Source organism: Stutzerimonas kirkiae (genome assembly GCF_004327335.1).
GTDB lineage: Bacteria > Pseudomonadota > Gammaproteobacteria > Pseudomonadales > Pseudomonadaceae > Stutzerimonas > Stutzerimonas kirkiae.
Genome location: NZ_QJUO01000002.1, coordinates 216338 through 229658 on the forward strand (window position 1 = coordinate 216338; position 13321 = coordinate 229658).

The following is a 13321-nucleotide window of genomic DNA, read 5'->3' on the forward strand; positions in this document are numbered from 1 at the left end:
CTCGGGCAATCCATGGACTCGATCACCCAGGCTGTTCTCGGCGCCAGTGTACAGGCGGCTCTACTCGGGCGTTGGCAAGGCCGCAAGGCACTGCTGTATGGCGCCATGCTCGGCACCCTGCCCGACCTGGACGTTATCATCGACTATGGCGACGCGGTCGCCAACATGACCCAGCACCGGGGGTTCAGCCACTCGCTGCTGGTCCTCAGCCTGTTTTCCGTGCTGCTCGCCTGGCTGGTGCGGCGCTTCTTCCCGGATGCCGGCTATTCGGGCAGGCGGCTGCTCCTGAGCATATGGCTGGTACTGGTCACCCATGTGCTGCTGGACGCTTTCACCAGCTACGGGACCCAGTTGTTCTGGCCACTGCAGACGCCGCCAGTGGCCTGGTCGAGCATCTTTATCATCGATCCGTTGTATAGCCTGCCACTGCTGCTGGCGGTGTTGATCACCGGGCTGTCCGGCCTCGGCGGCAGGCGGCGGCATCTGCCCCTGGCGGCCCTGGCATTGTCGTCGCTCTACCTGGGTTCGACACTGGCGGGCAAGCAGATGGCGGAGCGACGCATGCACGACGCCCTGGCACGGCAGGGCGTCGAGGCCCGGCAGGTGTTCAGTGCACCAACACCCTTCAATACGCTGCTCTGGCGCATGCTGGCGGTGGATGACGAGTACTACTACGAAGCGGTGACCAGTTGGTTCGACCGCAAGCCGCCAGTGCTGGTACCCATCGCCAGGGGTGCGGAAAAGGCCGAGGCACTCCAGCATTCGAGCGCCCACGAGCGCCTGCGCTGGTTCAGTGGCGGCCTGCTGCGCTATGACGAAATAGACGGTCAGTTGGTGGTCACCGACCTGCGCCTGGGCATGACCGGTGTCCACCCTTTCCGCTTCCCGCTGGCCGAATACCGCACAGGTACCTGGGTTGTCCTCGAACGCCCACAGCGCCTGCCCGCCGAGCGCGGCGACCTGCGGCAACTGGAACGTATCTGGCAGCGAATCTGGCAGGCACGGCCTGAATTACCGCTGGCGCAGTGGGCAGCGCCCCTGGCCCGGTCGAATGGGGACACCGCTAACAGATAGAAACCAAAAGCGCTGGAGGCTGGACGAGAGGCAAGGCCAGCCTATCTCGTTCAGCCTCCAGCGCTTTTATCGGCGGGCATGCCGCTCAGTCAAACCCGGAACTGCCTGACCAGCCCCTGCAATTCGCCACCCAGGCGCGCCAGCTCGGCGCTGGCACCCGCGGTCTGCTCGCTGGCTTCGGCGCTGCGCTCGCCGATATCGCGAACCCGCGTCACGCTCTCGGAGATATTCTCGGCGACCGCGCCCTGCTCTTCGGCGGCGGCCGCGATCTGCTGGTTCATCTGCTCGATGGTGGAAACCGCGCCAGTGATCCGCCCCAACGCGGCCCCCGCCTGCTCGGACAGCTCGACTGTGTTCTGCGTCAGCACCCGGCTGCTGCCCATTTGCTCGACCGCCTGTTGCGCCAGGTGCTGCAGGCTGGCGATCAGCGTTTCGATCTCCTTGGTCGATTCATGGGTACGTTGCGCCAGCGCCCTCACTTCATCGGCCACCACCGCGAACCCCCGCCCCTGCTCTCCGGCCCTGGCCGCCTCGATAGCGGCGTTCAACGCCAGCAGGTTGGTCTGCTCGGCCACCGTACGGATCACCTCCAGGACACCACCGATGCGCCCGCTTTCGGCGTTCAGCGCCTCGATACCGCGGCCCGACTGCTCGACCTCGCCAGCCAGGCGCCCGATCTCGTCGATGGCCTGGCGCACCACGGCTTCCCCCTGGCGTGCTTCGTCATCCGCCTGCCGCGCGGCCAGCGATGCCTGTTCGGCATTGCGCGCCACCTCCTGCACCGTGGCCGCCATCTGATGGATCGCCGTCGCGGTCTGCTCGGTCTCCATGCGCTGGTTCTGCACACCGGCGCTGGTCTGGGCGGTCACCGCCGACAGTTGCTCGGCGGACGCGGCGATCTGCGCAACACCGCCGCCGATACGCCCGATCAGCGTGCGCAGGCTGTCGGTCATGCCCTGCATGGCCAGTTGCAACTGACCCAGCTCATCGCCGCGGACATTCGCCGGCGCCGGCTGGCTCAGGTCGCCGGCGGCGACACGCTGCGCCAATTGCACGGTACGCCGCAACGGCACGGTGATGGTGCGGGTGATCGAGATCGCCGCGAAGAGGCCAATGACGATAGCCAGCAACGCGATGGAAGCCAGCAGCAGATAGGCATTGTGGCGCTGCTCACGCATATCCTGCGTAGCCGTCTGCTCGCTACGTTCGAGCGCCGCGATCACCGAGGCGGAATGCTCGGCCAGCGATTGTTCCAGGCTTACACGCTGCTCGCGCCCGTCACGGAACGCATCGAAACTCTTGCGGTAGGTTTCCAGCTCGGCCAGCGCGGTATCCATCGCCGCCGACTGGCTTTCATTGAGCCAGCGCTTGAGGTTGCGCCCCACGTCGATGACGTTGCTATGAACCTCGTTCCAGTTGTCCACGGACTCCTGCGACGGGTTGCCGATATAGACGTTCTCGAAGGTACGCAGGTCGAGAATGTTCTTGGTCAGGCCGGAAGCCGCCTCAGCGACGGTCAGTGGGTCGCTGCCGCGCAGACGATCGCCTTCGAGCCTGAGTGCGCGCACCGCATCGTACATTTCCAGTTCGATGCCTTCGAACTCATAACGGCTGTTCTGCGCCGACTGGTCCATATGCTCGCGCAGGCCGGCGACCTGTTCGATCAATGCGCCATAACGCTCGAACTGCCGGCCATACTCCTGGGCCGCGGAAGCGATGGCCGACAGATCGGCCTGCTCGCGCACCGAGGCAGTACCGGCCAGTTCCTGCAAGGCGGCCTGCAGCGCTGCCAGCGAGTCGCGCAAGGCCACCGCCGAGGCCGAATTGCGGGTCAGGGCGAAGTCCCGTTCCTGGCCACGGGCGGAGAGCATCAGCGCATTCACATGCGCCAGTTGATCCACCTGCTGGGCTCGCCCGATGATTCCGGTCACCGCATAGAACCCGGTGGCTGCCACCGCAAGGGTCAACAGCAACACCACACCAAAGCCCAGCAGCAGTTTCTTGCCGACCCCGAGGTCGATAAATATGCCAACCAGCGATCGCATCATAAACACCCTGAAATCGTGCCAGTTCATCAATGGACCTGCACCGCACCACTACGAAGTACCGGTGCCGAAAGTAGGGCATTCTAATCGGCAAAGCGTGGCATTTCGCCACTCCCGCCAGAAAATTTACACAAAAAACGCCAATCTTATGACATGCAGTGTTTCAAGAACCGCCGTGCCGTGGCCTGCGCAGGGATCGAAAAGAGCGCTGAGAACCTGTTCACGATCTCGCGAGCTAGGGTCTGCAAGGTGCAACAACCAAAGAGAGTAACCGCCGGAGGCTGACCCGCCAGGGTGGGCGCAGCGAGTCAAGCGGAGTTTACAAGTGGTAAATGAGCATGACTCGCTTCGCTGCCCCTTCGGTGCCGCACTGGTAGTGCGTTAGCCGCAAGCGGCTTGCCGAAGCCTGTTTTTAACGCAGCAGGTCGTGAACAGGTTCTGAGGGTGCGCAATGCGCACCACGGATAGCAGCGTCGATCGTTCAGATGCTCGCGGCACACCCTACGCAAGGCCGCTGTTATCCAGCATGGCACATGATCGGTGACGCGACGCTGGTGTTTCTCGTCCAGCTTTCCAGCTTCCAGCGCTCTTCTCGGCGCTTTCGAACGGTCTTTCGATCAGTGCTGCAAATGGCCATACAGCTTGGCGTAGAGCCCGCCCTCAGCGATCAGTTGCCGATGTTCGCCCTGCTCGGCGATGCAGCCGCCATCGAACACCAGCACGCGGTCGGCCTGCTTCACGGCAGACAGGCGGTGGGCGATGATCAGGGTCGTACGCCCTTGGAGGAAGCGCGCCAGGGCCTGGTGCAAGGCATGCTCGGTGGCGCTGTCGAGGGCCGAGGTCGCCTCGTCGAGGATCACCACATGCGGGTCGGCGAGCACCATGCGCGCGACCGCCAGGCGTTGCCGCTGGCCGCCGGAAAAACGCACGCCCGAGCGCCCGACGACACTGTCCAGCCCGGCCGGCAGGCGTGCCACGGTTTCCTCCAGTTGCGCGATGCGCAGCGCCTCCCAGCAGGCCTCGTCGCTGCTGTCACGGCCCATACACAGGTTGGCCCGCACGGTGTCGTCGAACAGCACCGGATGCTGCAACACCACCGCCACATGCTCGCGCACGCACTCGTAGCCGATCTCCTCCAACCTGACGCCGCCCATGCGGATCTCGCCGGATTGCGGTTGATACAGCCCAAGCAGCAGTTGCACCAGGGTGCTCTTGCCTCCGCCGCTGGCACCGACGATGGCGACCTTCTCGCCGGGCGCGATATCCAGGCTCAAGCCGTCGAGCACCTGCTCGTCCTGGTAGGAGAAATGCAGATCGCGCACGCTGATGCCAACGGTCCGCCGTCCTGCGAAAGGATCGCGCACGGCGGCATGCCGTGGCTCGTCGGCCCGCGCCAGCAACTGGTCGATGCGCTTCAGCGCGCCGCTGGCCGAATAGAAGGCATATTGCAGGCCGAGCAACTGCTCGACCGGGCCGATCATGAACCACAGGTAGCTGAACACCGCCAGCATCTGGCCGATGGAGAGGTCGGAGAACAATACGGTGAGCATCGCCGCGGCACGGAAGATATCGATACCGAACTGGAACAGCAGCCCACTGGCCCGGTTGGAGGCATCGGTCTTCCACTGCGATGCCACGGCGTGGTCGCGCACCTGCCGGGCGCGCTGGCCCAGACGCGAGAAGAAATAGCCCTGGCGATTGGCCGCACGCACCTGCTGGATGGCATCCAGGGTTTCCGTCAACGCCTGGGTAAAGCTGGCGGTACTGTCGTTCTCGCGCTTCTTCAGGTGCTTGACGCGCTTGCCCAGTTGCACCGTGGCATAGACCACCAGCGGGTTGAATAGCAGGATCAGCAAGGCCAGTTGCCAGTGCATCCAGAGCAGGATGGCCGCGGTGCCGAGAATCGTCAGGACGCCGACCAGCAGCCGGCTGAGGGTTTCACCGATGAATTTGTCGAGGGTTTCCAGGTCGGTGACCAGGTGCGTGGCCACCGTGCCGCCGCCCAGGCTTTCGTACTCGCCCAGGGCGATCCACTTCAGCCGCTCCAGCAGCCGCAGGCGGATGCGGTAGATCACATCCTTGGACAGCCGCGCGAACAGCCAGGCCTGCAGAACGCTGAACCCCAGGAAGGCGCTGCGCAGCAGCAAGGTCAGCCCCAGCATCAGGCCGACATAGCCGACGGCATTTTCCCAGGCTGGTGGCAGCAGCCGATCCATCAGCGCGGTGGCCGAGCCAGCCTGGCCAAGCAGTACCTCGTCCACCAGCAACGGCAGCAGCAACGGGATCGGCACGCTGCAGAGCGTGGCCAGGATGGCCACCAGGTTGGCCAGCAACAGCGCCTTGCGGTGCTTCAGCGCGAGCCCGCGGATGTCCGCCCAGCTCAACCGCTCAGGCATAGCTACCCTGCTCCAGCCAGCGCCCCAGCAGCGGGCCCAGGACCTCGGCCGACTGGTAGCCATTGGTCAGCAGGGCATAGCCGCCCTGGCGCCGCGCCAGCAGCGTGGGGAAGCCGGCAATGCCCAGATTCTGCGCCCAAGCGAAGTCCCGTTGCGTTTCTTCGCGGGCCTCCAGGCCATCGAAGCGGCTGGCGAACGTCTCGCGGCACAGTCCCTGGCGCGTGGCCAGTTCCAGCAGGACCTGGGCCCGGGTGATGTCCTGCCCCTCCTGGTAGAAGGCCTGCTGCAGCCGTCGCGCCAGGGGCCAGGCGCTGCCCGCGTCCATACCGCGCGCGACCACCAGGGCGCGGCAGGCGGGCTCGGTGTCGTAGACCAGCCCCGGCGGCAGGCCCGTCTCGAAGTTGAACGACTGCCCGGTGCTTTCCCGCACGCTGCGCCAGTAGCCGAGCGTACGCTCACGCCCGCCCGGGTCCATCACCTCGCACTCGCGGCGCAGGCCACCCACCACCAGTTGCAGGCCGACCCCAGCCCGCTCCGCCTGGCTCGCCAGGTGTTGCAGAACCGGCTCGAAGCCCCAGCACCAGGAGCACATCGGGTCCATCACATAGATCAATCGGGCACTCATGCCGGCCTCCTTCAACTGTCCTGCCGGCGCGGATCGCGCCCCAGTGGATGCGCCTGCTGCCGCTGGCGCGCCAGTTCGATCTGGCGTTGCCGCTCCTGCGCCCTGGCACGGGTCTTCGGGCTCAGGCTGTCCCAGCAGTGTGGGCAACTGATTCCCACCACATAGTGCTCGGACTGCCGCTCCTCGGCGGAAACCGGCATGCGGCAGGCATGGCAGAGTTCGAAATCCCCTTCGCCCAGGTCATGGCGCACCGTGACCCGGTTATCGAACACGAAGCAGTCGCCGCGCCAGCGGGTCTGCTCCTGCGGCACATCTTCCAGGTATTTGAGAATACCGCCCTTGAGATGGTAGACCTCTTCGAAGCCCTCTTCGAGCATGTAGCTCGAGGCCTTTTCGCAGCGAATACCGCCGGTGCAGAACATCGCCACCTTCTTGTGGCGGCCCGGGTCGTAATGGGCCTTGATATAAGCGGGAAATTCGCGGAATGAGCGGGTAGCGGGATCGACGGCACCCTCGAAGGTGCCGAGCGCCACTTCATAGTCATTGCGCGTGTCGATCAGCAGCACCTCGGGATCGTCGACCAGCGCGTTCCAGTCGGCCGGCTCGACATAAGTGCCGACCCGGCGGTTGGGGTCCACGCCGGGTACCCCGAGGGTGACGATTTCCTTCTTCAGCTTGACCTTGGTGCGATAGAACGGCTGCTCGTCACAGAAGGATTCCTTGTGGTCGATATCGACCAGCCGCTCATCCCTGGCGAACCACTGCAACAGCGCGTCCAGCGCCTGCCGCGAGCCCGAGACGGTGCCGTTGATGCCTTCCGCCGCCAGCAGCAGGGTGCCCTTGATGCCGTGTTGCAGCAGGGTGTCGAGCAAGGGTTGGCGCAAGGCCTCGTAATCGGGCAGCGCGACGAACTTGTACATCGCGGCCACGACGACCTTTTCTGTCATCGGATAATCCTCGGTGATCGCCCTCGCAAAGGGCGGACTGCCATGGTTCTCAGCGTGGAGCAGAGCGCCGCACGATCCTGATCGTATGCTTCAGCTCGACGGGCTTGCGCGTCACGCTGATCGCCCGCCGCGTGACCGTATCCAGCGTGATATTCCAGAAGCCGCTGCTGGGCACCACGATCTTCGCCGGGAAGCGATCGAACGCACCGCCGTGGTAACTGTGCCGCCCACCGTTCTTGAAGCTGCGAAAGTTCGCATCGCTCATCAGGCGGATATTGCACGGTCTGGAACACTCGATCAGCACGATGTCGTCTTCATCGAGGTACTCGCGCTGGTGGATGAACTTCATCGAAACTCCATGGGCCCGCTGGAAAAACGCGACAATAACATGACGCAATGGTCGGCCGCGTCCAAATCCAGCGGGCGGCGTCAAGCTGGACTGGATGACAGGCGAAGAGCCATAAGCTTCCAGCTCAGGAATGCCCACCACGACAGGTCGGCGAGTCCGGCGCGCCCTCGCGCTCGCTCCATTCCCGCGGGGTGTAGGTATGCACGGCGAGGGCATGGATTTGCCGCATCATGCCCCCCATCGCCGCATACACGCGCTGGTGGCGCTTGACCGAATTCAGCCCATCGAACAGCGGGCTGACCACCACGGCCTTGTAGTGGGTTTCCTGCCCACGGCTGTGCATGTGGCTTTCATCGAGCACATCCAGATACTCCGGCTGCAACTGCGCATCGAGTGTCGCGCGGATGCTGTCTATCTTCGCCATGCTCATTCCTTCTTCGCTTCGAGTGCCTTGCTCATGTCGTCCAGCAGCCTGTTCACCTCGGGCACGGCCGCCTCCAGTTTGCTCTGGGCGATCTGTGCCGAGCGCATGTTCAGTTCCGGCAGTTGCGTCAGCACCTTGCGCCCCAGCGGCGACTGGTAGAAGTCGATCAGTTGCCGCAATTCCTGCTCGGTGAACTGGCCGATATAGAGCTTCACCAGTTCAGGCTTCAGCTTGTCCCAGCCAATCGCCTTGTCCAGGGCGGCATTGGCACGGGCCTGATAGCTGTCCAGCAGGGCCTGCTGCTTCTGCCCGCCCTGTAATTGGGTAAAGCGCTGGGCGAACATGTCCTGCACCTGCGCATAGACGGGCGTAGCCAGTTGCTGGGCGCGGGCCAGTCGCAGGAATTCTTCCGCATTGCGCACATGTGCGGCCTGATCGGCCAGTGCCGGGGCAACCTGGCCACCCAGCGCCAATGCGCCAGCCAGGACCAGGTATCGAAACGAGGGCATTGCAAGACTCCTGAAGAGATCGGCGGGCATCGGCCTGCGGCGCCCGGAAGGCGCATTCTGCCCCCCTGCCGTCCGCCCCTCAAGGCGCACCTGACCGGCGCCTGCATGGAACCCTGCCGCAGAACACGGGCCTTACCTTGCAGAGCCCCGCGGAGAAACCATCATGACGCGCATAGAAACCGACAGCATAGGCCCGGTGGAAGTCCCCGATTCGGCCTACTGGGGCGCACAGACCCAGCGGTCCCTGACCTATTTCGCCATTGGCGAGCAGTGCATGCCGCTGGCGCTGGTCAAGGCCCTGGCCCTGATCAAGAAAGCCGCGGCCCGTGTCAACGGGCGTATCGGCGAACTGCCGGCGGATGTTTCCCGCCTTATCGAGCAGGCGGCGGATGAAGTGCTGCACGGGCAGCATGACGATCAGTTCCCGCTGCGGGTCTGGCAGACCGGCAGCGGCACCCAGAGCAACATGAACGTCAACGAGGTGATCGCCGGGCGTGCCAATGAGCTGGCCAACGGGCAACGTGGCGGCAAGAGCCCGGTCCACCCGAACGATCACGTCAATCGTGCACAGAGCTCCAACGACTGCTTCCCCACCGCCATGCATATCGCGGCAGCCAGGGCGGTCCAGCAGAAGTTGCTGCCGGCCATCGGCGAACTCCAGGCCGGCCTGGCCGAACAGGCGATGCGCCACGAGCACCTGGTGAAGACCGGTCGCACCCACCTGATGGATGCGACACCCGTGACCTTCGGCCAGGAACTGTCGGCCTTCGTCAGCCAGTTGCAGATCGCCGAACAGGCTATCCGGCAGAGCCTGCCCGGCCTCTACCAACTGGCCCAGGGAGGCACGGCGGTTGGCACCGGGCTGAATGCGCCACCCGGCTTCGGCCCGGCCATGGCGGCGGAAATCGCCGCCCTCAGCGGCCTGCCGTTCGTCTCCGCGCCGAACAAATTCGCGGCACTGGCCGGGCATGAAGCGCTGGTGGTCCTTTCCGGTGCCCTGAAGACCCTGGCGGTGGCCCTGATGAAGCTGGCCAACGACCTGCGGCTACTGGGCTCCGGGCCGCGCGCGGGACTGGCCGAGGTACGCTTGCCGGCCAACGAGCCTGGTAGTTCGATCATGCCGGGCAAGGTCAACCCGACCCAGTGCGAAGCCCTGTCGATGCTGGCCTGCCAGGTCATGGGCAATGACGCCAGCATAGGCTTTGCCGCCAGCCTGGGGCAGTTGCAGCTCAATGTGTTCAAGCCCGTGATCATCCACAACCTGTTGGAGTCGATCGACCTGTTGGCCGACGGCTGCCATAACTTCAACATTCATTGCATCGCGGGCATGCAACCCGACGCCGAACGCATGGCGGCCCACCTCGAACAGGGGCTGATGCTGGTGACGGCGCTCAACACCCATATCGGCTACGACAAAGCGGCGCAGATCGCCAAGCTGGCTTATGAACAGGGCCTTACGTTGCGGGAAGCCGCATTGCGATCAGGGCACCTGAATGCACAGGAATTCGATGACTGGGTACGACCACAGGACATGCTGTAGGCACAACGGCGGCACCCGGCACGGATGCCGCCGTTGTCGGAGGGACGCTCAATTCAGGCTTTCCAGCGCCCTGGCCACCGAAACAGACAGTGGCGTGCTCGGGCGGCCGATCAGCGCGGACAACTGCCGCCCATCATCGAACAAACCGCCCTGCGAAGCCCCGACATCCGACTCCGCCAGCAGGGCGGCCAGGCCACTCGGTAGCCCGGCCTGTTCGAGCGCTGCCCGGTAGTCGGCCTCCGACAGATTGCGGTAGGGAATCTCGCGGCCAGCCTGCCGGGAGACCTCGCGGGCCAGTTCGGCCAGGGTCCAGGCCTGGTCGCCGGCCAGTTCGTAGGTCTTGCCCACGTGCCCCGGCCCCGTCAACACCACGGCCGCCGCCTCGGCATAGTCCTCACGGGTAGCGGAAGCGATGCGGCCTTCCCCGGCACTGCCGATGAAGGCGCCGCCCGCCAGCGCCGCGGGGATCGACCCGGTGTAGTTCTCCGTGTACCAGCCATTGCGCAACAGCGTGAAGGCGAGCCCACTGGCGCGCAGCAACGCCTCGGTCTGGCGATGCTCGATGCCCAGGCTCAACGGGCTGCTGTCGGCGTGCAGGATGCTGGTATAGACGATATGCCCGACCCCCGCCTTTTTCGCCGCCTCGATCACGTTGCCATGCTGGGCGATCCGCTGCCCGACCTCGCTCGATGAAATCAACAGCAGGGTAGCGATCCCCTGCAAGGCGGTTTCCAGTGTTTCGGGGCGGCTGTAATCGGCTTGCCGCGCATTGACCCCGAGGCCCTGCGCCTTGCCGGGGTTGCGCACCAGCGCCACGATCTCGCTGGCGGCGACCTTCTGCTTGAGTTTCTCGATGACGATACGGCCAAGCTGGCCGGTGGCTCCGGTGACGGCGATAGTCATGATCTGTTTCCTCGGAAGTGGATTTGATATCTGAAGACCACGCGACTATATAATCCATGATTACTTTTAGTAAGTACGCACAGAAAGGTAAGTCTGGATGAGCACCTCAGGACAGCGACAAGACCCCGCCATCCCACCCCCCGAGACGCTGTCCGGGAAACTCCAGCGTGGCGACCTGATGGCTGCCGCCTGCCCTTCACGCGAGGTACTCAAGCACCTCACCAGCCGCTGGGGCGTGCTGGTCCTGATTACCCTGCTGGCAGGCACGCAGCGCTTCAGTGGCCTGCGGCGCGGGATCGGCGGCGTCAGCGAGCGCATGCTGGCCCAGACCCTGCAATGGCTGGAAAACGATGGCATGCTCGAACGCAAGGCCTACAAGGTGGTGCCGCCACATGTGGAATACAGCCTGACGCCCCTGGGGCGGCAGGCTGCGGAACGAGTGAAGGAACTGGCGGACTGGATCGAACTCAGCCTGCCCGAGATCATGCGGCAGCAACGGCACACGACGGAAAGCCCGCCGGAACAAGGCGGGCTTGCGGCGATATCATGATAAGGCCGACATGGAGGCTGGACGGAACACTGGCCGGTTCCCGCTTTTCGTCAGGCCGTCAGCCTCCAGCGCTCTTGCCGGAGCCTGGGAACGGATGGTTTTTGCCAATCAGCGAGCGGTATCCACCAGCACCAGTTCGGCATCCTCATGGGCCGTCACGCGCAGGTTATGCTCATCCTTGATGGCAGCGCCGTCGCGGGTCTGCAAGGCAATACCGTTTATCTCGACCTGGCCGCTGGCCGGTACCAGATAGGCGTGATGCCCAGCCTCCAGGCGGTACTCCACGGTTTCCCCGGCTTTCAGCGTAGCCCCCAGTACCCGTGCCCTGGCCCGGATCGGCAGTGCATCCACATCCTCCTCGATGCCGCTGGCCAGGGCCACGAACTGCCCGGAGCGTTCACCCCTGGGGAACGGCTTGGTGCCCCAGGACGGCTGGCCACCCCGCTGGTCGGGGAAAATCCAGATCTGGAACAGCCGCGTCACGCCCGGCTCCAGGTTGTACTCGGAGTGGCGGATGCCCGAACCGGCACTCATCACCTGCACATCCCCCGCCTCGGTACGCCCCTGGTTGCCCAGGCTATCCTGGTGGCTGATGGCCCCTTCGCGAATATAAGTGATGATTTCCATATCCGCATGGGGGTGCGGCGCAAAGCCGGTACCCGGCTCGATCGCATCGTCGTTCCAGACGCGCAACGCTCCCCAGTGGACGCGCGCCGGGTCGTGGTATTCGGAAAAAGAGAAGTGGTGTCTGGCATCCAGCCAACCATGGTTGGCACCACCCAGACTGTCGAAGGGGCGACGTTCGATCATGATGACCTCCACAGGGCATTGGTTGAGATGGCCCCACTATAGGCGGACATTTTCATGGAGAGAATGGAATTGATGGAATAACATGATTTCCATAAACGACACCATCCCTTCCACTCTCCGGTGCCACGACCTCCATGAAACGACTTCCCGATCTCGAAGCCTGGGCGATTTTCGCCAGGGTCGCCGAAAGCGGCTCCTTCGCCCGCGCCGCCGCCGAATGCGGGCTGTCGCAGGGCACCGTGTCCAAGGCTATAACGCGCCTGGAGGAACGGATGAAAAGCACCCTGCTGCACCGCACCTCGCGGCGCATGTCGCTGACGGAGAGCGGGCAGGCGGCACTGGAACGTGCCCTGCGCATTCTCGCCGAGGGCGAGGCGGTCGAGGCGGAAGTCACCGAACAGTCGCGCAGCCTGAGCGGCCTGATCCGGGTCGCCGCGCCCATGTCGTTCAGCATCTCGCACCTGGCGCCGCTACTGCCGGCATTCATGCAGCGACACCCGGACATACTGCTGGATATCCAGCTCAGCGACGAACTGGTCGAGCTGGTGGCGCAGGGCTTCGATATGGCGCTACGCATCTCGGCACTGGCCGACTCCAGCCTGCTGGCCCGGCGCCTGTGCGCCGTGCGCATCCTGCTGGTTGGCGCACCGGCGTATTTCCAGCGCCATGGCCGGCCAGGCCACCCCCGCGACCTGGCGCAGCACCAGGCCCTGCACTACAGCTATGCGCGCGGCGGCAACGTCTGGCGCTTCCGCCATGCCCGCCACGGCGAGTTCGCCCAGGCACTGCCATCGCCGCTGCGGGCGAACAATGCCGAGGCGCTGGCCCCGGCATTGCTGGCGGGCATGGGGCTGGCCCTGCAGCCGGAGTTCCTGGTCTGGCAGGACTTGCAGGAGGGCAGGCTGGAAACCGTGATGGACGACTGGCAGGTGGAGCCGGTCGCCCTGCACATCGTCACCCCGCCAGGCCGTGGCAGGCCAGCGCGGGTACAGGCACTGATCGACTACCTGGCCGAGCGCTTCGCCAACGCCCCCTGGGCGCAGCCCGTAGGTACCCGGGCATAGCGCAAGTCCCCCGTAGAAGCGCTCTTCCGCCCCCGGGCAGGCGTATTCCCTACTTGCAGGCGGGACAGTGCGACCGGCTCTTTCC

The 13321-nt window shown here is 64.8% G+C and carries 13 protein-coding genes; 4 read left to right on the forward strand and 9 right to left on the reverse strand.

Translation table 11 applies throughout. The features are described 5' to 3' along the window. Positions 1-12 precede the first annotated feature (12 nt). Positions 13-1074, forward strand: coding sequence for a metal-dependent hydrolase (locus tag DNJ95_RS02595; RefSeq protein ID WP_131183151.1), 1062 nt, complete (start codon positions 13-15; stop codon positions 1072-1074). An 89-nt stretch (positions 1075-1163) separates the two neighbouring features. Here the strand turns inward: DNJ95_RS02595 and DNJ95_RS02600 are convergent, their stop codons facing one another. The 7 genes from DNJ95_RS02600 to DNJ95_RS02630 all read right to left on the reverse strand — a co-directional run bounded on the left by DNJ95_RS02600 (position 1164) and on the right by DNJ95_RS02630 (position 8369). Continuing rightward, the gene (locus DNJ95_RS02600) at positions 1164-3119 is read right to left on the reverse strand and encodes a methyl-accepting chemotaxis protein (RefSeq protein WP_131183152.1); all 1956 of its coding nucleotides are present in this window, start codon (positions 3117-3119) and stop codon (positions 1164-1166) included. A gap of 617 nt (positions 3120-3736) precedes the next feature. After that, positions 3737-5515, reverse strand: coding sequence for an ABC transporter ATP-binding protein (locus DNJ95_RS02605; protein ID WP_131183153.1), 1779 nt, complete (start codon positions 5513-5515; stop codon positions 3737-3739). Then, positions 5508-6140 (reverse strand): DsbA family protein, encoded by a 633-nt coding sequence (locus tag DNJ95_RS02610; RefSeq protein WP_131183154.1) that lies wholly within the window; start codon positions 6138-6140, stop codon positions 5508-5510. The genes DNJ95_RS02605 and DNJ95_RS02610 overlap by 8 nt, the downstream gene beginning before the upstream one ends. A gap of 11 nt (positions 6141-6151) precedes the next feature. Beyond that, the gene (gene trhO / locus DNJ95_RS02615) at positions 6152-7087 is read right to left on the reverse strand and encodes an oxygen-dependent tRNA uridine(34) hydroxylase TrhO (RefSeq protein ID WP_131183155.1); all 936 of its coding nucleotides are present in this window, start codon (positions 7085-7087) and stop codon (positions 6152-6154) included. Between the two features lie 49 nt (positions 7088-7136). After that, positions 7137-7436 carry a DUF1883 domain-containing protein gene (locus DNJ95_RS02620; RefSeq protein ID WP_131183156.1) on the reverse strand — a complete coding sequence of 100 codons (300 nt, stop codon included), beginning with the start codon at positions 7434-7436 and terminating at the stop codon, positions 7137-7139. Between the two features lie 124 nt (positions 7437-7560). Next, entirely contained in the window at positions 7561-7860 is a 300-nt protein-coding gene (locus DNJ95_RS02625; RefSeq protein ID WP_131183157.1) for a BolA family protein, read from the reverse strand. 2 nt (positions 7861-7862) lie between these two features. Further along, complete coding sequence (locus DNJ95_RS02630; protein ID WP_131183158.1) at positions 7863-8369, reverse strand: DUF2059 domain-containing protein; 507 nt, start codon at positions 8367-8369, stop codon at positions 7863-7865. A gap of 163 nt (positions 8370-8532) precedes the next feature. Here DNJ95_RS02630 and DNJ95_RS02635 point away from each other — a divergent pair, with 163 nt between their 5' ends. Next, positions 8533-9909, forward strand: coding sequence for a class II fumarate hydratase (locus DNJ95_RS02635; protein ID WP_131183159.1), 1377 nt, complete (start codon positions 8533-8535; stop codon positions 9907-9909). Between the two features lie 48 nt (positions 9910-9957). Here the strand turns inward: DNJ95_RS02635 and DNJ95_RS02640 are convergent, their stop codons facing one another. Beyond that, positions 9958-10812 (reverse strand): SDR family oxidoreductase, encoded by an 855-nt coding sequence (locus tag DNJ95_RS02640; protein ID WP_131183160.1) that lies wholly within the window; start codon positions 10810-10812, stop codon positions 9958-9960. Between the two features lie 97 nt (positions 10813-10909). Between DNJ95_RS02640 and DNJ95_RS02645 the strand changes: the two genes are divergently transcribed. After that, complete coding sequence (locus DNJ95_RS02645) at positions 10910-11362, forward strand: winged helix-turn-helix transcriptional regulator (RefSeq protein WP_131183161.1); 453 nt, start codon at positions 10910-10912, stop codon at positions 11360-11362. A 108-nt stretch (positions 11363-11470) separates the two neighbouring features. On the opposite strand, the gene DNJ95_RS02650 is transcribed toward DNJ95_RS02645, so the two are convergent. Continuing rightward, positions 11471-12172, reverse strand: a complete 702-nt coding sequence (locus tag DNJ95_RS02650) for a pirin family protein (protein ID WP_131183162.1) — start codon at positions 12170-12172, stop codon at positions 11471-11473. Between the two features lie 134 nt (positions 12173-12306). Between DNJ95_RS02650 and DNJ95_RS02655 the strand changes: the two genes are divergently transcribed. Then, the gene (locus tag DNJ95_RS02655) at positions 12307-13236 is read left to right on the forward strand and encodes a LysR family transcriptional regulator (RefSeq protein WP_131183163.1); all 930 of its coding nucleotides are present in this window, start codon (positions 12307-12309) and stop codon (positions 13234-13236) included. Positions 13237-13321: the final 85 nt, after the last annotated feature.

Coding starts and splice junctions, on each gene's coding strand:
- DNJ95_RS02595 (WP_131183151.1), top strand. CDS start 13: ATGGACTCGATCACCCAGGCTGTTCTCGGCGCCAGTGTACAGGCGGCT.
- DNJ95_RS02600 (WP_131183152.1), bottom strand. CDS start 3,119: ATGCGATCGCTGGTTGGCATATTTATCGACCTCGGGGTCGGCAAGAAA.
- DNJ95_RS02605 (WP_131183153.1), bottom strand. CDS start 5,515: ATGCCTGAGCGGTTGAGCTGGGCGGACATCCGCGGGCTCGCGCTGAAG.
- DNJ95_RS02610 (WP_131183154.1), bottom strand. CDS start 6,140: ATGAGTGCCCGATTGATCTATGTGATGGACCCGATGTGCTCCTGGTGC.
- trhO (WP_131183155.1), bottom strand. CDS start 7,087: ATGACAGAAAAGGTCGTCGTGGCCGCGATGTACAAGTTCGTCGCGCTG.
- DNJ95_RS02620 (WP_131183156.1), bottom strand. CDS start 7,436: ATGAAGTTCATCCACCAGCGCGAGTACCTCGATGAAGACGACATCGTG.
- DNJ95_RS02625 (WP_131183157.1), bottom strand. CDS start 7,860: ATGGCGAAGATAGACAGCATCCGCGCGACACTCGATGCGCAGTTGCAG.
- DNJ95_RS02630 (WP_131183158.1), bottom strand. CDS start 8,369: ATGCCCTCGTTTCGATACCTGGTCCTGGCTGGCGCATTGGCGCTGGGT.
- DNJ95_RS02635 (WP_131183159.1), top strand. CDS start 8,533: ATGACGCGCATAGAAACCGACAGCATAGGCCCGGTGGAAGTCCCCGAT.
- DNJ95_RS02640 (WP_131183160.1), bottom strand. CDS start 10,812: ATGACTATCGCCGTCACCGGAGCCACCGGCCAGCTTGGCCGTATCGTC.
- DNJ95_RS02645 (WP_131183161.1), top strand. CDS start 10,910: ATGAGCACCTCAGGACAGCGACAAGACCCCGCCATCCCACCCCCCGAG.
- DNJ95_RS02650 (WP_131183162.1), bottom strand. CDS start 12,172: ATGATCGAACGTCGCCCCTTCGACAGTCTGGGTGGTGCCAACCATGGT.
- DNJ95_RS02655 (WP_131183163.1), top strand. CDS start 12,307: ATGAAACGACTTCCCGATCTCGAAGCCTGGGCGATTTTCGCCAGGGTC.